General features: G+C 42.0%; 18 protein-coding genes. 10 read left to right on the top strand and 8 right to left on the bottom strand.

Features of this window, described 5'->3' with window-relative positions; translation table 11 throughout:
- Positions 1–31 precede the first annotated feature (31 nt).
- Both rcsC and gyrA read right to left on the bottom strand, forming a co-directional pair.
- On the bottom strand, positions 32–2,869 hold the full coding sequence (gene rcsC / locus PXH59_RS01795) for a two-component system sensor histidine kinase RcsC (protein ID WP_285810044.1): 2,838 nt from the start codon (positions 2,867–2,869) through the stop codon (positions 32–34).
- A 164-nt stretch (positions 2,870–3,033) separates the two neighbouring features.
- Entirely contained in the window at positions 3,034–5,658 is a 2,625-nt protein-coding gene (gene gyrA / locus PXH59_RS01800) for a DNA topoisomerase (ATP-hydrolyzing) subunit A (protein ID WP_285810045.1), read from the bottom strand.
- Between the two features lie 209 nt (positions 5,659–5,867).
- On the opposite strand from gyrA, the gene ubiG reads away from it, so the two are divergent.
- From ubiG to PXH59_RS01830, 6 genes are all read left to right on the top strand, one after another.
- Positions 5,868–6,602, top strand: coding sequence for a bifunctional 2-polyprenyl-6-hydroxyphenol methylase/3-demethylubiquinol 3-O-methyltransferase UbiG (ubiG, locus tag PXH59_RS01805; protein ID WP_047769362.1), 735 nt, complete (start codon positions 5,868–5,870; stop codon positions 6,600–6,602).
- A gap of 429 nt (positions 6,603–7,031) precedes the next feature.
- On the top strand, positions 7,032–9,323 hold the full coding sequence (gene nrdA / locus PXH59_RS01810) for a class 1a ribonucleoside-diphosphate reductase subunit alpha (RefSeq protein ID WP_047769359.1): 2,292 nt from the start codon (positions 7,032–7,034) through the stop codon (positions 9,321–9,323).
- Between the two features lie 12 nt (positions 9,324–9,335).
- Positions 9,336–10,466, top strand: coding sequence for a class Ia ribonucleoside-diphosphate reductase subunit beta (gene nrdB / locus PXH59_RS01815; RefSeq protein ID WP_047769357.1), 1,131 nt, complete (start codon positions 9,336–9,338; stop codon positions 10,464–10,466).
- A 1-nt stretch (position 10,467) separates the two neighbouring features.
- Positions 10,468–10,734, top strand: a complete 267-nt coding sequence (gene yfaE, locus PXH59_RS01820) for a class I ribonucleotide reductase maintenance protein YfaE (RefSeq protein ID WP_047769355.1) — start codon at positions 10,468–10,470, stop codon at positions 10,732–10,734.
- A 218-nt stretch (positions 10,735–10,952) separates the two neighbouring features.
- On the top strand, positions 10,953–11,726 hold the full coding sequence (locus PXH59_RS01825) for an N-acetylmuramoyl-L-alanine amidase (RefSeq protein WP_285810050.1): 774 nt from the start codon (positions 10,953–10,955) through the stop codon (positions 11,724–11,726).
- Between the two features lie 813 nt (positions 11,727–12,539).
- A complete protein-coding gene (locus tag PXH59_RS01830; RefSeq protein WP_285810051.1) occupies positions 12,540–12,974 on the top strand; it encodes a lysozyme in 435 nt (144 codons plus the stop codon).
- Between the two features lie 151 nt (positions 12,975–13,125).
- Here PXH59_RS01830 and PXH59_RS01835 read toward each other — a convergent pair whose 3' ends face one another.
- Both PXH59_RS01835 and PXH59_RS01840 read right to left on the bottom strand, forming a co-directional pair.
- A complete protein-coding gene (locus tag PXH59_RS01835) occupies positions 13,126–13,521 on the bottom strand; it encodes a VOC family protein (RefSeq protein WP_047769350.1) in 396 nt (131 codons plus the stop codon).
- Between the two features lie 247 nt (positions 13,522–13,768).
- Positions 13,769–14,362 carry a lytic polysaccharide monooxygenase gene (locus PXH59_RS01840; protein WP_047769348.1) on the bottom strand — a complete coding sequence of 198 codons (594 nt, stop codon included), beginning with the start codon at positions 14,360–14,362 and terminating at the stop codon, positions 13,769–13,771.
- Between the two features lie 402 nt (positions 14,363–14,764).
- Here PXH59_RS01840 and aac(3) point away from each other — a divergent pair, with 402 nt between their 5' ends.
- Positions 14,765–15,577 carry an aminoglycoside 3-N-acetyltransferase gene (aac(3), locus tag PXH59_RS01845; protein ID WP_285810052.1) on the top strand — a complete coding sequence of 271 codons (813 nt, stop codon included), beginning with the start codon at positions 14,765–14,767 and terminating at the stop codon, positions 15,575–15,577.
- Between the two features lie 309 nt (positions 15,578–15,886).
- Here the strand turns inward: aac(3) and PXH59_RS01850 are convergent, their stop codons facing one another.
- The 3 genes from PXH59_RS01850 to PXH59_RS01860 are packed head-to-tail and all read right to left on the bottom strand — an operon-like array spanning position 15,887 to position 17,469.
- Positions 15,887–17,065, bottom strand: coding sequence for a tyrosine-type recombinase/integrase (locus PXH59_RS01850; protein WP_285810053.1), 1,179 nt, complete (start codon positions 17,063–17,065; stop codon positions 15,887–15,889).
- 1 nt (position 17,066) lies between these two features.
- On the bottom strand, positions 17,067–17,264 hold the full coding sequence (locus PXH59_RS01855; protein ID WP_285810055.1) for a hypothetical protein: 198 nt from the start codon (positions 17,262–17,264) through the stop codon (positions 17,067–17,069).
- Positions 17,265–17,271: 7 nt separating this feature from the next.
- Positions 17,272–17,469, bottom strand: a complete 198-nt coding sequence (locus tag PXH59_RS01860) for a hypothetical protein (protein ID WP_285810056.1) — start codon at positions 17,467–17,469, stop codon at positions 17,272–17,274.
- 287 nt (positions 17,470–17,756) lie between these two features.
- Between PXH59_RS01860 and PXH59_RS01865 the strand changes: the two genes are divergently transcribed.
- The 3 genes from PXH59_RS01865 to PXH59_RS01875 all read left to right on the top strand — a co-directional run bounded on the left by PXH59_RS01865 (position 17,757) and on the right by PXH59_RS01875 (position 23,868).
- A protein-coding gene (locus PXH59_RS01865; protein WP_285808308.1) for an IS1 family transposase occupies positions 17,757–18,463 on the top strand; the annotation gives its coding sequence in 2 pieces (ribosomal slippage) (positions 17,757–18,006 and positions 18,006–18,463; 708 coding nt in all).
- Between the two features lie 169 nt (positions 18,464–18,632).
- On the top strand, positions 18,633–21,878 hold the full coding sequence (locus PXH59_RS01870) for an Ig-like domain-containing protein (RefSeq protein WP_285810057.1): 3,246 nt from the start codon (positions 18,633–18,635) through the stop codon (positions 21,876–21,878).
- Between the two features lie 841 nt (positions 21,879–22,719).
- Complete coding sequence (locus tag PXH59_RS01875) at positions 22,720–23,868, top strand: PfkB family carbohydrate kinase (RefSeq protein ID WP_285810058.1); 1,149 nt, start codon at positions 22,720–22,722, stop codon at positions 23,866–23,868.
- A gap of 145 nt (positions 23,869–24,013) precedes the next feature.
- Here the strand turns inward: PXH59_RS01875 and PXH59_RS01880 are convergent, their stop codons facing one another.
- Positions 24,014–24,811, bottom strand: a complete 798-nt coding sequence (locus PXH59_RS01880; RefSeq protein WP_285810059.1) for a class I SAM-dependent methyltransferase — start codon at positions 24,809–24,811, stop codon at positions 24,014–24,016.
- Between the last annotated feature and the right edge of the window lie 188 nt (positions 24,812–24,999).

Below are 24,999 nucleotides of genomic sequence, written 5' to 3' on the forward strand. Positions count from 1 at the left end.
TCCCATCATTCATAGCTCAGTAGGTATGAGTTTAAATATCACTGTATTTAATTAATGTTTCTTTTAATATAGCCCGTGTTACTGGCTTTGACAGGCAGTCATTCATGCCCACATTAGCACAACGCTGTTTTTCTTCTGCCAGTGCATTGGCAGTGATACCGATAATGGGTTTGGTATAACCTTTGTCCCTTAAGTATTGGGCAAGTTCATATCCATCCATATTTGGCATGTTAACATCCGTTAGAATAATATCTGGTGAGTTGTTTTTAAGATATTCAATGGCTTCAATGCCATCATTAACCATTGATGCACTAAATCCTATTGAGTTTAATTGATTGGCCAGTAAGTTCTGATTAATCGGATGGTCATCAACGACCAATATCTTAACTGTATTTAAACAAATATCAGTTTGGACGGTTTTATCTGTAACAGGGATTGTTGATACAGAAATACCGGGTAAGAAAGCCCGTTCTGCCAGAAGATTATCCAGCATATTAGGCAGTTCATTCAGTTCATAAGTGTTATATAACCAATAATTTTCTCTAATTTGTTCTGGCGAACCAATATGTTTCTCTGATATTTCTATAAAGTAATATACAGAATTTTTTGGTTTATTAGCTCGATCGCTAATTAGTATTTCGGTGCCATCTACTTGGCTTTCGTCATAGAGGGCAACCTGGAAATGATTTTGTGTAAGAAAATTTTGCAAATATTTTTCCAGAAAATCATTGCAAATATTTAACAAAATCCGCTTTTGAGTCCGCTGGTTGGATAATTGTTTGGCATGATATTTCACGCCATATAAAGGGAGACGGATAGAAAAGATACTGCCAACATATTTTTGTGAGACGAATTCAATATCCCCATCCATCAAATTAATCAGTTTTTCGCAAATAGCCAGCCCCAATCCTGTACCTTGTGAAGAGCTTTCTTTATTGGCACTGATTTGGAAGAATGGCTCGAATAACTGGAATTGTAATTTATCCTCGATCCCAAGCCCGGTATCTTTAATGCTGATATATAGGTAGCCATGCCTTGAGCTGATTTCAATAACAACGTAGCCAGATGCTGTGAATTTGATCGCATTGTTCAGCAAATTGGAGATAATTTGTTGTAATCTTACCGGATCATTATGGATGATATCAGGGATATCTGGTTCAATATAGCAGTACAAGCCTAAGCCTTTTTTGACAACCAGGGGAAGGTAGTTTGAAATCACATGTGACAGGATCTCTTTGCAACTGAAATCCTTGGGGTCAATTTTCAATTGCTTGGATTCTATCTTCGAGAAGTCGAGAATATCACTGATGATTTTCAACAATAGTGATGATGAATTATTCATTGTTGCCAGCAATCGGGTAGATTCTGGTGGTAATGTATGAGCTTGCATCAACTCCAGGTTACCAATAATGCCATATAGTGGTGTCCTTAATTCATGGCTGACTGTGGCAAGGAACATCGATTTTGCCTGGTTAGCTTGTTCTGCTGCTGAGGCCATTTCCTGCAAAGATTTTTCCATTTTGACACGGGTGCTGACATCTATCAGTACACAGATGGCGACTTCTTCATTACGATAACGTGAGTGTACGAAACTAATTTGCAAATGATTATTGTTACTGGTGACGACATCAATATAGCTACTGGTTCTATCGCAAATGATATCAACAATGCGTTTTTGATCTTCATACGTCAACATTCGAGTGTAATTATGTGCTAACTCATTACTTAAGATGCTAACGCCATCACTGATCCTTAAAATACTTATTCCTACAGGGGCAGAGGCGACAATTTTATGGTTAAATTGTTCATGTTCTTCAAGGCGAATAGCATTTTCCTCGGCTGGAGAAAACATTTTACGTTCAAACAACCAAATGAAAAAGATAATCGCAATGGCGGAAATAATATTCAGGATGATACCATTAATTGCACTGTCTTTCAGTTCATCGTAAATATGTTTTAGCGGCAATGAGTAAATAATGCGTAATGAAGAGGGCGATAGATTCCGCATTAATACTAAGCTGGTAAAATTTTCATCGTAACCAAAATACATCGGCTGTGAGTTGGAATTTATAACGAGGGGTTTATTATTTGTCTTTATCGAAAATTGCAATTCGGGCTGATTTGATTCATTTAGCATCATGACTGTAACAGGCCGCTCCTTTTTTTGCAAAAAAGTTTCTAATCTGATAGATTTTTCGATACCTATGATCCCTGTCATGTGGCCATTAATATAAATAGGCGTAAAAACATAAAGATTACCGCCATCCCCTTTGGGATTAGGTTGAATCCAAAAGAGCGTTCTTTCGTTGTTTTGTTCTCTCATGTTGATCAACCTGCGGGTATTCTCGGCGATCATTTTTTTTAGTGCATCAGGCTCTGTGATATTGTTATGAGGAAAAAAGTTCACCATGCATTTGCTTTTTACTCCAATGAAAAAAGTCTGATTTACACTGCGTATAGCGGCAACATTATCTCGCCAAAATGCAATCAACTGATCTAATGAATATAAATTATTATGTGTGGTTTTACGTAATAGTTCACAATCGGAATTCTCATTCAAAGGAATGTACGAGAGAATATCGTTATTATGCGATACGATTGTTTGATTTTTATCATTATTCTGTGATAAGCGATTTTCCGCCATAAATTGAATATCTCGCAAAATATTGGCGATATGTCGTATGTGGGAAAAGGCTATATCATAGTTGGCATTATATTCTTGACGAATATCTGATTTGAGTGCATTAAAAAGATTTGTCAAATAAAAGCTGGTTAATAAGGCTCCGAGCGCCCATAGCATAAATCCAAGCACCCGAAAAAGATAACGTGATATCTTTAATGACGTCCGAAAAGAAGATAGATATCTCAAGAGATCGCCTGATGAAATATATGATTAATAATAACTGTTCACAGCATATACTAGTGTAGCAGGGAATACAAAGCAGCATTTGCATCCTGCTGATTCTTCGTCAAAAAATTGAACAAAAAAAGCAGGCACTTAAATGCCTGCTTCTCTTTTAACTCACGGTCTTTTTATTCGTGATTCCCTTCATCAGAAGGCTCCGCGACATTGTCATTTTCATCATCGTCATCTGGTTCAGCTACGCGTTGCAAGCCAACGACTTGTTCGTTTTCGGCTGTGCGGATCAGAGTGACCCCTTGCGTATTGCGGCCAACAACACTGACCTCAGAAACACGGGTTCGTACTAATGTTCCTCCATTAGTAATCATCATGATCTGATCAGTTGGTTCTACCTGAATTGCGCCGATCACATTGCCATTACGTTCGCTGACTTTGATGGAAATGACCCCCTGGGTCGCCCTCGATTTCGTCGGGTATTCGCTTTCGGCAGTACGCTTGCCATAACCATTTTCAGTGACGGTCAGGATTTCTCCTTGCCCACGAGGAATGATCAGGGAAACAACTTTATCACCTTTACTGAGTTTGATACCACGAACCCCAGTTGCGGTGCGCCCCATTGCACGTACACCTTTTACGCGAACCGTACCGTCTTCCAGCGTTTCTTCCTCTTCTTCAAGGAAACGGACAACTTTGCCCTGTGCAGAGAACAGCATAACCTCATTGCTGCCGTCTGTCAGGTCAACGCCGATTAGCTCATCCCCTTCATTCAGATTCACGGCAATGATGCCGGCACTGCGTGGACGGCTGAATTCGCTGAGTCTGGTTTTTTTAACAATACCACTAGCTGTTGCCATGAAGATATTCAGCCCATCTTCATATTCACGCACGGGTAAAATAGCGGTAATACGCTCATTCTGATCCAATGGCAGCAGGTTGACAATTGGACGACCGCGTGCTCCACGGCTCGCTTCCGGCAATTGATAGACCTTCATCCAATACAGCTTGCCCTTATTTGAGAAGCAAAGGATGGTATCGTGGGTATTGGCTACCAGCAAACGCTCAATGAAATCTTCTTCTTTGGTACGTGCGGCTGATTTGCCTTTGCCCCCGCGACGCTGGGCTTCGTAATCGGACAGTGGCTGATATTTGACATATCCTTGATGAGACAGTGTCACGACAACATCTTCCTGAGTAATCAGGTCTTCGATGTTAATATCGGCTGAATTCTCAGTCAGCTCAGTCCGGCGGGCATCGTTATATTGCCCTTTGATAACCAGCAATTCTTCACGAATGACTTCCATCAAGCGTTCTGGGTTTTCCAAAATAAACAGCAGTTCCGCGATAGCTTTCAGTAGATCACGATACTCATCAAGCAGTTTTTCATGCTCAAGACCAGTCAGTTTTTGCAGACGCAGATCCAAAATGGCCTGTGCTTGCTGTTCGGTCAGGTAATATTTACCGCCACGGATACCGTATTCTGGTTCCAGCCATTCAGGGCGGGCAACATCGTCACCTGCTTGTTCCAGCATAGAGGCAACATTACCCAATTCCCACGCCTGGGAAATCAGGCTGGCTTTCGCTTCAGCAGGCGTGGAGGCTCTGCGGATCAATTCGATAACAGGATCGATATTCACCAGGGCAACAGCCAATGCCTCAAGGATATGGGCGCGTTCGCGAGCTTTGCGCAGTTCGAAAATCGTCCGGCGTGTCACGACTTCGCGGCGGTGGCAAACAAAAGCAGAAAGAATATCTTTCAGGTTAAGTAACTTAGGCTGTCCCTGATGCAGGGCAACCATATTGATACCAAATGAAACCTGTAATTGGGTCAGTGAATACAGGTTATTCAGGACAACTTCACCAACAGCATCCCGTTTTACTTCGATAACGATGCGCATTCCATCTTTATCGGATTCATCACGTAGTGCACTGATCCCCTCAATACGCTTATCTTTGACCAGTTCGGCTATCTTTTCGATCAGGCGGGCTTTGTTGACCTGATAAGGGATTTCATTGACGATAATGGTTTCGCGGCCATTTTTCTCATTAGTTTCAATTTCTGCACGGGCGCGGATATAAATTTTACCACGGCCTGTACGGTAGGCTTCTTGAATGCCACGGCGTCCGTTGATAATAGCAGCCGTCGGAAAGTCAGGACCCGGGATATACTCCATCAAGCCTTCGATGCTGATGTTTTCATCATCAATGTAAGCCAGGCAGCCATCGATCACCTCAGATAAGTTATGAGGTGGAATGTTGGTTGCCATACCGACAGCAATCCCTGATGAACCGTTCACCAGTAAATTGGGGATACGAGTTGGCATTACCTCGGGAATTTGTTCTGTGCCATCATAGTTGGGCACAAAGTCGACAGTTTCTTTTTCCAGGTCTGCCAGCAATTCATGGGCAATTTTTGCCATGCGCACTTCGGTATAACGCATCGCTGCCGCAGAATCGCCATCTACTGATCCAAAGTTCCCCTGACCGTCAACCAGCATATAGCGCATGGAGAATGGTTGTGCCAGACGAACAATCGTGTCATAAACAGCGCTGTCACCATGTGGGTGGTATTTACCGATAACATCCCCAACTACGCGGGCAGATTTTTTATAAGGTTTATTCCAATCATTTCCCAATACATTCATAGCGAAAAGTACGCGGCGGTGTACTGGCTTCAGTCCGTCACGAACATCTGGCAGTGCGCGTCCAACAATAACGGACATCGCATAATCCAGATACGAGCTTTTCAGCTCTTCTTCGATATTGACCGGTGTGATTTCTCTGGCAATGTCGCTCATGGAGCCACTGTCCCTCATACTCCGAATTCAAAGGCTTAGAATTATACCACAAAATGGCAGTTTTATAAAAATCTGACACGGGTATTTCAAGATTAAGGCATGTATAATGGTTTCCTATCACACATCCCCATAATACTGTTACATTTTCTGTGAACCAGTTTGCTGTGAACCAGTTTGCTGTGAAGCAGTTTCTAGGAGCGATATTGCTGATGAACGTCAAAACTCCCGATTCACACATTCAATCCCATGCCAATGTGGATCAGCAGGAAATCGAAAAATTTGAAGCCGTTGCTTCTCGTTGGTGGGATCTTGAAGGTGAATTCAAGCCATTGCACCGTATCAATCCACTGCGTCTGAACTACATTTTGCAGCATGCTGATGGCCTGTTTGGCAAAAAAGTGCTGGATGTTGGATGTGGCGGCGGTATCTTGTCGGAAAGCATGGCGCGTGAAGGTGCGGAAGTGACAGGGTTGGATATGGGTTTTGAACCCCTACAAGTTGCCCGTTTGCATGCATTGGAATCCGGCGTTTCCGTTTCTTATGTTCAGGAAACGGTAGAAAGTCACGCAGAACAACACCAACATGCTTATGATGTTGTGACTTGCCTGGAAATGCTTGAACATGTACCCGATCCAGAGTCTGTAGTGCATGCCTGTGCTAAATTAGTCAAACCTGGTGGTCATGTTTTCTTTTCAACGATTAACCGCAATCGAAAAGCCTGGTTGATGGCCGTTGTTGGCGCTGAATATATATTGAACATGGTGCCAAAAGGAACACATGATGCGAAAAAGTTTATTCGCCCTTCTGAACTGATCAGTTGGATAGATAAGACTGTTCTGAAAGAGCAACATATTATTGGATTACATTACAATCCGTTAACAGACAAATTTCGACTTGGATATAATGTAGACGTGAATTATATGCTGCACACTCGATCTGTCTGACAAAGACTGTTAAGGGATTAATAAAACAGCAACTAAATATTATTTTTAAGATTTTATTTTCCCTGTTTCGCCGATAGCCTTATGAAAGTAACATCAAGTAACTACGCAGGTTATCGGCTTTTTGCCAAAATTAATCCTCAAGTTATCCACAAAACTTCTCGATCTTGTACACTTGATAAAACTCGAAAATAACATTATCTTGTTATTACCGTTTTAATTACCCCCTATATATTGTGTTTCTTGTCATCTTGTAGTAGCAACTTGTGATGTAGTCAGTATGTAGTAGCAAGTCGCAATAAGCAGTCGCAAAACAATAGTGAATTGCAGTTAAGCCCCAACTGGCGATCAGCCATCTTGGGGGCATCGTGCTGTCAAGAGGTCAAGGAACAATATAGGCGGGATACGAAAAGAGAGAAGGTGTATTTCCCCATGAACCAGAGTCTGCTAGTTACCAAACGTGATGGACATAAAGAACAAATTGATCTTGATAAAATTCACCGGGTTGTTGCCTGGGCTGCTGAAGGTCTGAAAAATGTCTCAGTGTCACAAGTAGAACTGCGTTCCCAGATTCAATTTTACGATGGCATCAAGACATCGGATATCCATGAAACCATGATTAAAGCTGCGGCTGACCTGATCTCCGGTGATGCTCCTGATTATCAGTATCTGGCGGCACGCCTGGCTATTTTCCACCTGCGTAAAAAAGCTTATGGTCAGTTTGAGCCACCTGCGCTGTATGACCATATCGTAAAAATGGTCAACCTGGGTAAATATGACAAACATTTGCTGGAAGACTATTCCAAAGAAGAATTTGAGCAAATGGATAGTTTTATTGATCATTTGCGTGATATGAATTTCTCTTATGCAGCGGTCAAGCAGCTGGAAGGGAAGTATTTAGTACAAAATCGTGTAACTGGTGAGATTTACGAAAGTGCCCAGTTCCTCTACATGCTGGTTGCTGCATGCCTGTTTTCCTCTTATCCAAAAGAAACGCGGTTGGACTATATCCGTCGTTTCTATGATGCGGTGTCTACCTTTAAAATTTCGCTGCCAACGCCAATCATGGCGGGAGTTCGCACTCCCACTCGCCAATTTAGCTCTTGTGTCCTGATTGAGTGTGGTGACAGCCTGGATTCTATCAATGCGACATCCAGCGCGATTGTTAAATATGTTTCCCAGCGTGCCGGCATAGGCATAAATGCGGGGCGCATCCGTGCATTGGGTAGCCCAATCCGTGATGGTGAAGCGTTCCACACAGGTTGCATCCCATTCTACAAACATTTCCAGACGGCGGTGAAATCGTGTTCTCAGGGTGGTGTGCGTGGCGGTGCAGCAACCCTGTTCTATCCGCTTTGGCATCTGGAAGTTGAAAGCCTGCTGGTACTGAAGAACAACCGTGGTGTTGAGGGTAACCGTGTTCGTCACATGGACTACGGTGTACAAGTTAACAAACTGATGTATGAGCGCCTGATTAAAGGCGGAGACATTTCTCTGTTCAGCCCGTCTGATGTTCCGGGATTGTACGATGCATTCTTTGAAGATCAGGAAGAATTTGAGCGCCTGTACACGCAGTATGAAAATGACAGCAGTATCCGTAAAGAGAGCATTAAAGCAGTTGAATTGTTCTCTTTGATGATGCAAGAGCGTGCTTCAACAGGCCGTATTTACATCCAAAACGTAGACCACTGCAATACTCACAGCCCGTTTAATCCGGCTATTGCACCTGTGCGTCAATCGAACCTGTGCTTAGAAATTGCATTGCCAACTAAACCGCTGGACAATATTAACGATGAAAATGGTGAAATTGCGCTGTGCACGTTGTCTGCTTTCAACTTGGGAGCCATCGAAAATCTGAGTGAATTGGAAGCGTTGTCGGAGTTGGCCGTTCGTGCGCTGGATTCCTTGCTGGATTATCAGGATTATCCGATTGTCGCTGCAAAACAAGGCTCAATGGGGCGTCGGACGCTGGGGATTGGCGTAATTAACTTCGCTTATTATCTGGCGAAACACGGTGTACGTTATTCTGATAGCAGCGCTAACAACCTGACTCACAAAACATTTGAAGCGATGCAGTATTATCTGTTAAAAGCGTCAAACGAATTGGCGAAAGAGAAAGGTACTTGTCCGTGGTTTGGTGAAACCACTTATGCACAAGGTATTTTGCCGATTGATACTTATAAAAAGACACTGGATACCCTGACCAGCGAACCTTTGCACATGGATTGGGAAGCTCTGCGCCGTGACATTCAACAATATGGCTTGCGTAACTCAACTTTGTCTGCATTGATGCCATCAGAGACTTCTTCGCAGATTTCTAATGCGACCAATGGCATTGAACCACCGCGTGGTTATATCAGTGTAAAAGCATCCAAAGACGGTATCTTGCGTCAGGTTGTACCAGATTACGAGCTTCTGAAAGGTGCTTACGAGCTGCTGTGGCAAATGCCGAGCAACGATGGTTACCTACAGTTAGTAGGGATCATGCAGAAATTTATCGACCAGTCGATTTCTGCCAATACGAACTATGATCCGGCGCGTTTCCCTAATGGCAAGGTTCCGATGAACCAATTGCTGAAAGATTTGCTGCTCGCTTACAAATATGGTGTGAAAACATTGTATTACCACAACACCCGTGATGGGGCAGAAGACGTTCAAGGTGATCTGGAAGAAGTCGTTGAGTCAGCAGATTCCGATTGTGAAGGCGGCGCGTGTAAGATTTAATTTGAGGAAACTATGTCCTATACCACTTTTTCACAAGTAAAAAATGATCAGCTACAAGAACCGATGTTTTTCGGTCAGTCTGTTAATGTGGCGCGTTTTGATCAGCAAAAATATCCTATTTTTGAGAAGTTGATTGAAAAACAACTCTCCTTTTTCTGGCGTCCAGAAGAAGTGGATGTTGCCCGTGATCGCATTGACTATAACGCGCTGCCGGATCATGAAAAGCATATTTTCATTAGCAACCTAAAATATCAGACGTTATTGGATTCCATTCAGGGCCGTAGCCCGAATGTGGCTTTTCTGCCATTGATTTCCATTCCTGAATTGGAAACCTGGGTTGAAACGTGGTCGTTTTCAGAAACGATCCACTCGCGTTCTTACACACATATTATCCGTAATATCGTGAACGATCCTTCCATCGTATTTGATGATATTGTGGAGAACGAAGAGATTTTAAAACGCGCCAAAGACATTTCCGCGTATTACGATGATCTGATCGAGATGACCCACTATTATCATCTGTTCGGTGAAGGAACGCATGATGTTGCGGGCAAAACTATTACCATTAATCTACGTGAATTGAAAAAGCAACTTTACTTATGCTTGATGAGTGTTAATGCTCTGGAGGCCATCCGCTTCTATGTCAGTTTTGCGTGCTCATTTGCTTTTGCTGAACGTGAATTAATGGAAGGTAACGCCAAAATTATCAAACTGATTGCTCGTGATGAAGCATTGCATTTAACGGGAACACAGCACATGTTGAACCTGTTACGCTCCGGTCAGGATGATCCTGAAATGGCGGAAATTGCCAAAGAGTGTGAACAACAGTGCTACGATCTGTTTGTACTGGCAGCAGAGCAGGAAAAAGAGTGGGCTGATTATTTGTTTAAAGATGGATCTATGATCGGCCTGAACAAAGATATTCTGTGCCAGTATGTTGAATATATCACCAATATTCGTATGCAGGCAGTGGGCTTGAAATTACCGTTTGAAACCCGTTCTAATCCGATCCCCTGGATCAATTCATGGCTGGTTTCTGATAATGTCCAAGTGGCTCCACAGGAAGTCGAAGTCAGCTCTTACCTGGTTGGTCAGATTGATTCGGAAGTCAATACTGAGGATCTCAGCGGTTTCGAACTCTGATATGGCTGATTACAAAGTCACCCTGCCGTCACGGCAGGGGTTATATATCCATTACTCTTCAGGTTTGCACGACAATTTGTTGGAAGCACTGGAACATGGCAAAGTTCAGCTTGAATACCAATGTCGGCAAGGGTATTGCGGTTCTTGTCGTGTTCGCCTGGTGAAGGGCAAGGTTGGATATCCTTGTAAGCCACTGGCATTTGTTAATGAAGGGGAAATTTTACCCTGTAGCTGTTATCCACTGACAGATATTGAAATTGAGCCATAATTTCCTTTAATATTCCTGATCGTGGGCATATCGATTATCACGACGGTATGTCCATATCCTCACCATTTTTCCATCTGCCTCTTCACGATGTTCCAAAAATAACTAAACAAATACCTTTATTGCTATGTTTGTTCCTTTTATGCTGTTGGCAACAACGGATTGGAGGTGATTTAATACTTACAGTGTTACATAGCAAAACCAAATAAAGGGGCACAATAATGTATAAAATTGATTATAATTCATATCGTTCAACCAAAAGTTTTAACAGACGTTCCCGCTTCTTAGTTATGCACTACACTGCTTTGAACTTTGAGAAATCTATTCAGGCGCTGACCGGGGAACTTGTCAGTGCTCACTACCTGGTTCCAAACCCAGATGATCCAACTTACCAAGCGGCTGGATTTGATAAAATTCACATATTCAATTTGGTTGATGAACTTGAAAGGGCCTGGCATGCAGGAATAAGTTATTGGGATGGGCGAGAAGGGTTGAATGATACATCCATAGGTATTGAGATTGTGAATGAGGCCAGTGATGATGGTGGCGTTTTCACTTTCCCTCCTTATCACCCTGAGCAAGTTGCAGCAATCAAAGAGTTAGCCATCAATATATTACAACGTTACCCGGATATTAAACCGACTCATGTTGTAGGGCATTCAGATATTGCATGGCAAAGAAAAACCGATCCAGGCCCCTCTTTTCCGTGGAAAGAACTCTATGATGCGGGAGTTGGAGCATGGTATGACGAAGAAACTAAGCAAAAATATATTGAACAATTCGGGCATTGCCTGCCTGATGTCACCAAGATTTTAGAAAAGTTTAAGCGTTATGGTTATGACATCACAGGGGCAGAAAAAAAAGAAAATTTTCAATCTTTATTGAAAGCATTTCAAATGCACTTCCGTTCGTCACATTATGATGGTGTACCAGATATAGAAACCATCGCCATTTTATATGCCTTGGTTGAAAAATACTGTGATAATAAATTCTGATTTCTGATGAAATATACTCAATAAACTTCAGGTTGCAATCCGCAAGGCGACGCGAGGCCTTATATTTCCCTGCGGCGCGGGGAAATATAACACGGATCTTGAAGTTGAACATTGCAAGCCAGTCAGCATAGAAATTCCATGAACTCTATACCTTCATTTTGATTTTACAGGTTGCTGCTTTGTTGGCTGTTCTCTCACCTGATAACATCCTCAGTGACTTAGCTATTATCAAAGTTACTGGGGGATGTTGCCTTGCCGCAGTATGACGCCTTGAAATTTATGAGTCTTATAAGACTCATCTTTCGGAACAGAAGTGCTTCAATGAATAACGTGTCAATAATGAAATAGATAAGAAAGCACTTGCCTTAAGACTGTAGTGACGATAAAAAAGCCAGTTTTTGACTGGCTTATTTTTATATTGCAGCAGCTCTTACATAAAACGAGTTGCTGATAACCGGATAACAACGCAGTGTACATTTGAGAGGAAAGATTTTACAGATTTCATGATGATTTCCTTTGACGGTTATAAATTGTGATTTACTTCACGAAAATCTAAATTCTGAGAAAGATTTTATGCTCAAAAGCAAAAGAGTCAAGATATTTATTAAAGTAATTTTTAAAAATTAAAAAATTTTTGTATAAAATAATAATTTGTTGATATTTAACGAATTTTTTTTATTTATTTTTTGCTGAAGATTTTACCACCGAGTATAATTGTAGCATTGCTGATTGTTTTTTCATCTAAACTTGATTTCTGGGTTGTTTTTTAGACCAAAATAATCTTGGTGTTCAATCTGGTAGCGGGGAAAATGAATGAAGATCAGTGAAAATGGTATTAATAAACTTAAAAGCTATGAAGGCTTGAAATTGAGAGCATATCCAGATCCTGCCACTGGAGCAGCACCGTGGACAATTGGATATGGTCATACAAAAGGAGTAGAGCCTGGACAAGTGATAACTACGCAACAGGCTGAGGGATATTTACATCAAGATCTTATCCCTGTTTATGCCGCCATTGAGCAATTAGTTAAAGTACCTCTAACACAAGGGCAATTTGATGCGTTATGCTCATTTATTTTCAATTTAGGGATCGGTAATTTTGCTCATTCAACATTATTGAAAAAATTGAATACCGGTGATTACCAAGGTGCAGCAAAAGAGTTTGTGAAATGGGATCGTGCCGATGGGAGAGCGTTAGCAGCTTTGCGTATGCGAAGGGAATCTGAGCAAAAAACATTCTTATCATAACATGATCAAATAAGTATCATGGTGGTTTTTTAGGCTATCAGAAATAAAAAATAGAAGTCTAATCAGATTATTGCTAATAGCCTAATAAATGAATGACCAATATGGTAAGGACGTAATCCTGTGAATAAACAATTAATCGTAAAATAAATAACTAAATCTCTGATGTACCATGTTGTAATACAACACGATAACCATCGCTATCTTCGAAAGTTTTTCCGCTTTTATCCCAATAAGGATTATAAGAATGAATGAGAATAAACCCGGCATTTTGCATTGATTTTACATGCTCTTGCCATTCAAGTTCATCTTCTATATAAAATACTAATAAATTATCTTTAGTTGGGGCTTTACCAACATGTGTATTGTGGTGATGAGTAAATTCAAGATGCCAGGAATGGTTGGGATGCCCTAGCATAATACCATCAAAACCATCGTGATCTTTGAATTCTCCTAGTATGATAAAATCTAAGCCGTGACAATACATTTCTGCAATTTTAGTAAGATTATCTGTTGGTCGGGCAATCCTAAGAATTGTTGATTTTTTCATATTTTTCTATGTGTAGAGTTGTTTTGGGTGAATAGATCATATCTGAAAAGCATTTTTATTTTTTAGAAAAAGTGCTGGTCATTTACCAGCACTTTTTGTGCTCATATAATATACTCGATAAACGTCAAGTTGCAACCCGCAAGACGCCGCGAGGCCTTATATTTTCCCGCTGAGCGGGGAAATATAACACGCATCTTGAAGTTGGGTTGGTATATTTATAAATAAAATGTCAGTGTAATTAAAAATATTATTTAATATCAACATCAATAACTTGATAGAAAGCATTGGGGGTATCAGCAATTGTCCACACGCCGAGAATAACATGATAGCCTGAGCGATCGGGAATATCACAGTCCAGTGAGACAGTTTGGCCTGGCCTTTTTCCATTATCAAGGTACTCACAGAAGGGTTTTAGATCAAATTGTGCACGTGTTAAAGGTTTATTTGGATCCCAGCCAGGTTTGGCAATATAGAATTGCCATGAAGTGGTGCTATGCCGGGCTGTTATTGTCCATTTAAATTGGTTGATTCCTTTATTGATAGTGACATGATGCCAGCGGTCTGTACTTTGTTCATTGAGTTGTTTGAATTGAGCAACACCACCACTGGCGATTTGTCCATCTGGTGGTCCCCCTTGTGGGAAGCCTTTGGGACCTTCAACCGATTGTGGTTCATACATGACAGGTCCGCAGTTTTTATTGATACCTTTTTGGCATAAAAGTGCCCTGCTTGGCGGTGTATCGACATATCCATGATTTGAATCTGGTTCAGCAATACTAGAGAATGGGATAGCACCAAAGGCCGTTAATCCTACTAAAAGTAGAGACTTTTTAATATTCATGATGAAGTTCCTATTTTTTCCTTACTTAATTGTAAAATAAGTGAATTTATTTTCTTATTCTTATATTAATCATTAATGAAATTTAAATTTCTTATAATGGAAATGCACAGAAATATTTATAACAAAATTATATAATTATAAATACTTAATTTATGATAGAGGTATGCCAGAAAGATATAATTGCCGTTTGCTCTGACGCGATTACGGACAGTAAAAAACATTCGTTTTATAAAATTTTCAACGACAAAAATCCCTCCCTGAATTCAGGGAGGGGAAGAGCGAAATAAGAAGCAAATGAGGGTGTACTAAATTAAGTAGGATTTTGAGTACACATAGATAAGGTAGCCCCAAATGGAAGAATATGCAATAAACCAAACTTAAACAAAGAGTGAGGGTAGATATATGATCAAAGTGGGTGAAGATAATTATTGGACACAATCGAGGCTTGTTCAGCAGCTACAAAGGATAGGCATAAAACAAGGTGATGTTGTGATGGCTCATGTTGCTATGCGATCTGTAGGCAATTGTTTGAATGGTGCAGATGCTCTTATCCACGCTATTTTAACGGTTTTGGGAATTGAAGGCGTATTATTGTGTTATACGAACTGGGAACAAAATTATGAAGATAGTTTGGATGTAAACGGTTATGTCCTATCAGAATTAAAATCTGAAATCATGCCATATGATCGATCATTTTCCCGAGCAAGCAAAGATCATGGTGTATTCGCTGAGTGTGTCAGGACAACTAAAGGAGCTATTAGAAGCCAAAACCCTGGTGCTTCTGTCGTCGCTATTGGAAATAATGCTGAATATTTCGTAGAGAATCATTCATTAGATTATGGTTATGGTAATGATTCACCATTTGCAAAATTGGTAGAGCGTCAGGGTAAAATTCTTATGATTGGCGCTCCATATCAAACTATGAGTCTTTTGCATCATGCTGAACATTTGGCAAATATTCCCAATAAGCGTATTAGAAAAATGGAGGTCCCACTATTGCAAAATAACCAAGTAGAATGGGTGATGTTAAAGGAATTTGATACTGTAGATCCTGTTTGTGAAAGGTTTCATCAAGGTTATTTTAAAGATATTGTTGAACATTTTTGTCATGAGCATTCAGAGGTTATTATTGAAGGCACCATCGGATCTGCTAATACATTGCTTGTACCTGCTAAAGAGATATTGGATTATGCAGTACATTGGATGGAGAAATAAAGGAGGGAATAAATAAACAATTATTTTAATAAATTTTAAATTTCCGGCGGCCCCATTTTACCCTCATTTTACCAAGAACAAATTTCACCCATAAAAAAACCAACCGCAAGTGGTTGGTTTTTCTAGGGAAATTTGGTCGGCATGATAGGATTTGAACCTACGACCCCCGACACCCCATGAATGCGATTGTTTCACTCTCAAAGCCTTATGTAGCAAGGGCTTAAAGCGTTTTGACTGGTTTTGCAAACAGTGCATAATCTGTAAAATTAGCACTTTATACATCAATGAGTTAAGCTCTATTTTACCATGCTAAATGGCTATCTCTCCGTGAGGAACTTCTACCCATTCGACATGGTTCTGAGTATAAACTTTTGTCGATTTTGCATCACTGTGTGCCATACGTGCCTGTGGGTCTAATCCATTATTTTTAAACAAGTGTGCAGCCAATGCGCGAATTTCATGAAACGTGGGTCTCTCGTCCATTGTTAAATGTGCAGCTACTCCAACTTTGTCTCTCAAATCTGAAAATGCCCGGCTTAAATAATCCGGAGCAACTTGGGTTGGATGATTAACTTCTGCACTGATTTTATTGGGTCGTCTTTTCGGTAGCCGGTGAACGACATACGGGCTAGCAACAGAATCTCGGCTGCCATCAATGATCTGTTTTAGTTTTTCTCCGATAGGAATAGCAACGTGAGAGGCTTCTTTATGTTGCACTTTTTGTCTGTGGATATAGAGCATGCCATAAATGCCATTTTGCGACTCTGGATACCACATACAACCACAAACACCTTCCTGCGGGGATTTGATGTTGTATTTGATACGCGAGACTTCTAATCTGGCCTGAGTCGTCTGCAATGCCAAATCCATCGCTGTTCTTAACCACGGTTCTGCGGCAATACGTATTTTTTTGAAATCCTCAAAGGATAAACGACGACGAATTTTTTCTTCTGTACGCTTGCGCTTTTTACGTTCTGCCGGGTTATCAAGCATCAAAGATTCATCAATAGCGTAGCTAAAGAGTTTCTTTAAAAAAGATACCTTTCTGTTTTGGACATTAGCAGATGCTTCAGTATGGTATTTATTGAGATATTCATTAACATGCTCAAGAGATATTTCCATACAGGGAATATCAGCAAAAAATTCTTTAACTCTTTCGATATTGCTATTCCAGTCAGCAAGGGTATTTGCTGCGGGTTTTTCATCCGAAATAATTCTGTCGAAGAGTTTATCAACATGATCAGAGAAAGGTAATGATTCACCAAATTTACCGCCTGATTCCTTAAGTAAGGAAGAAATACAGACGGATTGTTCTGGGCGCATGATATTATTATATTCTCTGGCAATAGCAACCGCCATTGCCTTATCACTACCGATCACCTTTCTTTTTCCATTGACCAGCGTTAATCGATATTCTTTTATTGAGTTATCAAAATAAAGATAATCAGGTAAATGTCTGAATTCTCTTTTTCTTGGACGTCCAGCCATTTTATAAATCTTTTATTAACTTGTTCACTTGTGATGAAATAAGAGAATCAACGCCCCATCTTTCTGATGAATAGACCCATGCCGAACCATCGACAATTTTCCCTCTTAATTGACCTATTTCTATCCATCGTTTAATGGTTCGGTTATCGGGTATTGATCCTATTTCAAATTCTCTGTTACCCCATGCACTGGCTTTCATTAATTTATCATGTGAAATAGTTCCGTGATTTATTTTCATGGTCTTGGTCTTGCCCCATTATCGATACAATAATTCGATCAACGGTGTTGCAGGCGCGGGTAATATCGGCCTGATCACAGGGCGTGTTTTTGACACTGGCCGCTAATCGTCCCAGTTTGATATCGAAGTTAGTTAATAGTTGTTGTCCCGGTTGCCAGGGCTGCATGATGGTGCTCCGTTCAGTGGATGTCCCATCATGCTAGTCATTACATGGCCAAGTTTCTGATTAGGCTTAATCAGTTTTACGGGCGGAAGATGGACTGTCGGGTTCAGTGCGCTCAACCGGCTCGATTTTGACTTCGGGCGGGAAGTCGTAGAAGACGGCGCAGCGTCGGTCAGTGATGATTTGACCGCTTGTACCATCGGGCAGGGTGAGTCTGATGGGATGGTAGGTCATGCTCCCAATCATTAGATTGTTGTAGTAAACTCCCCACTTTTTATTACTGGTGAGATATGGCTAAAGTTGATGTGGTTTGTCGTTACTGTCACAAAGCGGAAGAGGTCAAAGGGCATGGAAAAGGAAGCAGCGGACATCAGCGTTATCACTGTTATGCCTGCCGTAAAACCTTTCAACTGAATTACACCTACCAAGCCTGCAAACCCGGAATGAAAGATCAGATTGTGGATATGGCTGCGAATAATGGCGGTATCAGAGACACCGCTCGTGTCCTGAAGGTGGGTATCAACACCGTTCTTCGTACCCTAAAAAACTCGAACCCAGACAGGTAACTACACTGCCGCTGGCCGCAAATAATATTCATATTATCTGCGAAATTGATGAACAATGGTCTTTTGTCGGTAACAAGAAGAATCAGCGCTGGCTTTGGTATGCCTGGGAACCGGAGCAAAAGCAAATAATCGCGCACGTATTGGGGGATCGCAGCAGGAAAACACTGAGCAAATTGCTGGCACTTCTGGCTCCTTTCGAAATTCAATTTTTCTGTACCGATAATTATGCCGTTTACGATTGCCTTTCTGAGGAAAAACACTTTAGAGGGAAGAAATTTACTCAACGTATCGAAAGAACCAATCTGACCTTACGTACTCGCATCAAGAGACTGAATCGGAAAACGATCTGTTATTCCAAATCCGAAGAAATGCATGACAAAGTGATAGGCACTTTCATTGAGCGTGAATACTATCTTCCAAAGGTTATCTAACTATTGGGTGCATGACCCAGTGCCAGTGCTATACGCATACATTTAACGGGGTTCCTATTCACCGCTGATTTAGGTAATTTTCACCATGAGAAAAAGAATTAACCGCAGTATTTAAAGCTCCTTTTCTGCATGTTACCCCTTTCAGCATTAATGAAAAGGGTCACAATCCGTGGTGCAAAAAAAACAATCCACTTGGCACAATAAAATAAAATCTCTGATTATCAGCTTGTTAAGTCTGTCGCTGAGTTTTCCCGGTCATGCTATGCCAGAAGATCAAAACCAAGACCCGCAGGTACAAAAACTGGCCGAAATCACTACCCAATGGGGGCAACTTACTCAATCGCAATCCCCCAACGAAGCGGCAAAAACAATGGCTGCACAGCAGTTATCGTCTGCGGTGACATCAACACTGACATCCTGGTTGAACCAATATGGCAATGCTCGTCTCACACTCCCTTTCGACAGCCACTTTTCGTTAAAAGACGTTTCATTTGACTGGCTGTTACCCTGGTATAACGTAGCTTCGGGTACGGCATTCAGTCAGCTCGGGGTAAAAACCCATCACGGACAGACAACAACGGCAGTCGGATTCGGCTATCGCTATGTCGCCGATAATTGGTTATGGGGTGCCAATGTCTTCTGGGATGCGTTATGGCCGGAGCAGCATCACCGGTATAGTCTTGGGTTAGAAGCCTGGCATGATAATGTCAAATTGTCTGCCAACCTTTATCAGCGTTTATCCCATTGGCAGTCCTCCCGGCTCACAAATTTCGATGCAAGACCGGCAAACGGCTGGGATATTCAGGCCGAAGCATATTTACCTGCGTTTCCTCACTGGGGCGGGCAGTTGAAGTATGAACACTATGACGGGCAGCAGGTCGCGTTATTCGGTGAATCCGAACGCCAGAAAAACCCGTACAGCGTCACCGCGGGGCTGACTTACACGCCGGTGCCGTTAGTGACACTGGGCGCTGATTTTCGGCAAGGTAAACAAGGTGTCAGTGAAAACCGTTTTACCCTGAACCTCAATTATCGGTTGGGTGTTCCGTTAAACCAACAGTTTGATCCAAACGCGGTCGCGCCATTGCGCAATTTAAGATCCAGTCAATTTGATTTTGTGAATCGGCGTAGCGATATCGTGTTGGATTATCAGAAGCAAACGTTGCTGACACTGGCTTTCCCTGCATCAATCAACGGATATGAAGGCAAGGAAGTGACCTTTGTACCGATTATCCACGCTAAATATCCGCTGGCACGTTTAGAGCTGGATACGGCTGAATTACAGCAAGCGGGCGGGAAAATACTTGATCAACGGCCGGATAAAGTGACGTTACAGTTGCCGAAAACCACGAAAAACCCCGTTCGGCTTTCGGGGATCGCCATCGACAGCCGGGGTAATCGCTCCAACCGGGCAGAAATCCTGATAGTGAGTTTGCCGACCGAAAAGCGATGGCAGGTGACAGCGAATAAAACACAGGCTAAAGCCGATGGTCATGACAGTGTGCTCTATACCGTTCTTGTCACTGATCAGGAAGGCGCTCCTGTCCCTAATCAGGCCGTTATCTGGTCAAGTGATAACGGCGAATTATCCCAAACCCGGCAGAACACGGATGCGCAGGGGCAGGCATCGGTCGTGCTGCGCAGCCGTCAGCAGGGGCTGCATGCGGTACGTGTTTCCGTGGATGAAGAGGTTGTCATTGCACCTTCAGTACAGTTTGATGCGGTGCTGATACCCGAAATCACCGTTGATAAACACAGCGTTAAGGCGGATGGAAAATCAAGGGCAACCTTGACTGTCACGGTTAAAAACGCCGGTGGTCAACCTGTGCCCAATCAGGCTGTTGGCTGGCAGACCCGCCTTGGCCAGTTCTCCGCATTTTCATTAATGACTGATGCGAAAGGGCAGGCCACGGCTTATTTAACCAGCAAAGCATCAGGAAATGCAGAAGTGACAGTGGCGGTTGGCAGTGAAACAGTGATGGCTTCTCCGATTCGCTTTATTGCTTCGCTATCCCATACGCTTCAGGCGAACAAACCAACGGCGATTACCGATGGTCAGGACAGTATCCTTTATACGGTGAACGTGCGCGATGCAGCGGATCAACCCGTTGCCAGCAGTCAAGTGCAATGGTCAGCGGATAACGGGCAACTGCTGGACAGGCAGGAACAGACAAACAGTCAGGGAGAAGCGACAGCCCGGTTAGTCAGTCGCACCGCCGGGCGGGTAACGGTGAAAGCAGACGTGTCAGGAAAAATCCTCAATGCCCCTTCGGTGACTTTTAAACGTTTGCTGAAACCCATTATCACGGTGGATAAAGTCCGGGCGAAAGGCGATGGCCAGGATACCGTGGTGTTGACCGCCACGGTGAAAGACTCACTGGGGCTATCTGTGGAAAATCAGTCAGTGAGTTGGCAAACGGATCATGGCATATTGTCCTCAGAACGTACACAAACTGACCATCAGGGACAAGCGCAGGTTCAGCTGAGCAGTACATTTGCAGGGGAGCACCAGGTTCAGATCCAGGCTGGCGATAATAAAGTGACCGCCCCTATTGTCACCTTTGATGAAGTGCTGTTATCCACCATTCGGGTCAATAAAACCCGTGCCGCGGCGGATGGCGAAGATCGGGTGATTTTTACTGTCACCGTCACCGATATTCATGGGCAGGAGCTTGCGGATAAAGCGGTTGACTGGTCTGGCAATCTTGGCGAGATGATTTTTGCAGAAGGCGGGACAGACCGTCAGGGAAAGGCAACCGCAACCCTGGTCAGTCGTCATGCTGGACAGGCTTCGGTCACCGCAGAAGTGGGTGAGCAGCCAGTTGTCTCCTCTGTGGCATTTATCCTGCCGTTGCGCCTGGTTGATACTGTTGCCGTTGACCGTCAGGGCGGCAATGCCAACCAGAAATCGTTTGGTCTCAGGGGACCCTCCGTACTCTGGCGTGGCGCGAAATTCCGTCTTATCACGGCAGGCAATACAGGCCGGGTGAACTGGCAGAGTAACTCGCCCTCGGTGACGGTATCGGGGGATGTGGTGACGGTACAGCAAAATCCTGACGGCGTCAGGCTCACGGGTACTGATGAGACCGGGCAGCAGGTCGAGCTGACCTTGACGGTTCACACCTGGTTTGAGCGCTCCGGCCTGACGAAAGATTTTTATTCAAATGCGAAACAGCTTTGCAAATCACTGGGCAGCCGGATTGCCTCCAAATATGCGCTGGAACAGCTCTATGAGGAATGGGGGAACTTTTATCTTTATGATGGCTGGGCGCGGGAATTTTATGTGACCTCGACGGATTATCTGGCCGCCAGCTCAGGTTTTGCAGAGCATCAGGCGAAATGGGTATTTTGGGCAGAAACCGACCGGTGGATGCGAAATGGCTGGCCGATGACGGGATTCGCGTGTGGCAGGTAGCAATACTGAATAGTGTGTTCCATTATTTTACCTATAAAAGAAATGAGCGGCTGTTTTGGGCAGTTACTTGAAACGCCGCTATTTTTTCTTCGTTTTGCATGCCTTTTCTTGGATACGGCATCACCACCAGTGGTGATCCTGATTCAGACGCAGGTTCCCCCCGAAAAATTCTGATCATTTCAAGTGCTCATCTCTTTGGAATAACAGATTTTCTCGAGCAATCCGTCTCCATGCATGACGTTTTTCTCATTCCTGAACTGACAGATATCGCTCGATTGATTGGAGAATCTTTAACGGGTTATTCGCCTTCACTAATAAAAAAGTTAGTTAAATATAAATAAATATTGGTTATTATGATGGAAATAAATATTTCATTTAATTAATTAATAATTAAAGGCGCTCATGGTAACGACATAATCAAAAAAATTAACGGTATAATAAAAAACCTTATTAAATTAAAAAGATATCACATCGCAATAAAATCGTTGGATCATAGTCCATATTGGTTAAAATGTGTTGAATATCACATTTTAATGTAATTGATAATTTTAATTTCATTTACAAAATAAAATGAAAGCAGAGGAAAAGACAAATGCTGAAAATAATGCGGTTGCCATTCAGCTAATTGTTTTTTATGGAAATAAATTAGAATAAAATATGGTTATCACGCTAAGTGTTTTAAAGTTCCGTTAATTGGTCATTTTTCAGGTAAAAATTTAAGAGTAAAATCACATTTTTAACGGCAAATAATATATCATTGAGTTTTCGATCGCTTTCTCACTACCAGCATAATGTATAAAAATACGCTTTACTGTCATTAATCAATGGAATAAAAACAACTATGTTTAAAAACAATAAAGGGCATGATATGAGAAAAATGGATAATATGGAGTTTAGAATATTACAAATGCTCAGGAAAAATCCGTTTCTCGCCCAAAAAGAAATTGCTGATATTATTGGTGTTAGTCGTTCAAGCGTCGCAGGATATATCCTTAACCTGCAAAAAAAAGGGCATATAAAAGGAAAAGGATACATTTTTTCCAGTGGGAATTATGCCGTAACGGTGGGGGCTTCCAACATGGATATTACCAGCTTCGCTTCGACTGAATTATTAAAGAAAGATTCCAACCCAGGGAAAACAAAATATACGCTAGGGGGTGTTGCCCGAAATGTGGCGCATAACATTGCCGCGTTAAAGAATGACAGTTATTTAATTTCTGTTTTTGGTGATGATTCATATGGAAAAAGACTGTTTAGAGAAACCCGGTTAGCCGGTGTTGATCTTAGCCATTCTCATAAACTCAATGATGAAAGAACTTCGATTTATCATTCAATCGTTGATAGTCATGGTGAACCGCACACCTCCGTGAGTGATATGGATATTTTGAAAAAACTCACGCCTGAGTTGCTAAATAAATCTAAAGCTCTTATTGAGCGGGCAGGCATATTGAGTATCGACTGCAATTTGAGAGAGGATACTCTGGAATGGTTATTTAAAAACTCAGGGAATGTGCCCATATTTGTTAATCCTGTCTCATCATATAAGGCGGGCCTGGTACGTAACTGGCTATCCTATATTCATACTATCAGACCCAACCGGCTGGAAGCAGAAAAAATCAGTGGCATTAAAATTAACTCAATAAAAGAGGCTAAGTGGGTCACATCATGGTTTCATGAACAAGGGGTACAGCGGGTAGTTTTAAGTATGGGCGCTGATGGTGTTTACTACAGTGAGTTAGATTATATATCGGGTCACTCTCCGGCATGTCCTGTTGATATTGTCAATAACACGGGTTCCGGTGATGCAATGATGGCGGGATTAGTGCATTGCGCGTTAGCAGGTATGGATTTTAAAGAAAGTGTCTATTTCGCCCAACGCTGCGCTGCACTTGTCCTGTCTGCTGAATTAACACATTCACTCACCCTGTCGCCATTTGCTGTTGATAAATTACTGCTATTAGATCCGATAGCAATGATGAATAACCAATAAATATCATAAAAATAAAAAATGAGAATGTGAGTATTGTGGCCAGGGCCGGGCTGGACCCGGCATTTTTTTCAATGTCCATTCATGTCAATGTTTATATCCGATTGAATTAAATTCAATCGTCATGCGAAAGGAATGGGAAGTAAGCTTAAAACTGGCAAACCAGTCCGGTATGGACACAATTTTGGAGGTAATTATCCCAAAAACCTTGAGGGTAACGCCCTAAATCGCTGTCCAGGACCGTTGGTTTTTGCCAGCGAAAATGATCGAACCCTGCTTTTTTAAGCGCTTTTTCATAGCTCTCACGACTCCAGCGATAAAACGTGAAAGGGCTTGGAGGGGTTGACAGAAATTCGGCCTGGTGACGGAAGCCATTTTTCCAGGGGTCTTCACTCAAAATTTTAAAACCATAATTCTCACAGTTTCCGCTTTCTAACCGATAATCAGGTGATGCCATATAAGCAATTAATTTGCCGGAAGGTTTTAAATGCTCAGCGGCGGCTTGAAACATCGTTTCCAGTTCTTCTGTGGATTCTGCATAGTGGAATAAAAAAGCGGCGATAACGATATCAAATTTTTCATCTAATTTTATTTCACATACATTTTGTACATGGAACTCAATATTATCCCCATACCGTTTTGACTTGATTTTAGCGAGTTCAATCATTTTTTCAGAAATATCGACACCAACCACTTTTGAAGCCCCACGCTGATGCAATTCCCGCCCAAAATAACCATACCCGCAAGCTAGATCCAGAACTGACTTTCCTTGTATCTCACCGACCATGTTGAGTATATCCCGAAGCTCAGACTGTCGCTGGGCTACCGTATTGGAAAACTGCTCGTAATGCTCTCCAATTGAATCATAGCTTGCTTGCTCTTCCATTATTATGGCTCCTGATAAAAAATAGAATAAGGGTACTATTTTATAAAGATAAAGTATCATGAAATAATGAGGTATAATTATTTTTATAACATGATTAATTTTACACGATAAACACTCTGTTTGAATTAAAGCAAAAATAATCAGATATTGCTCTATTATAATAGGGGGAATGGGATGGGCGGTGTCGGTTCTTTTTTGCCACAGGCAAAAAAGAATTGTTTGCTGACTTATCCGGATTTTTTCCGCAC

Source organism: Xenorhabdus bakwenae (assembly GCF_030272115.1).
In the GTDB taxonomy this organism is placed as follows: Bacteria; Pseudomonadota; Gammaproteobacteria; order Enterobacterales; family Enterobacteriaceae; genus Xenorhabdus; species Xenorhabdus bakwenae.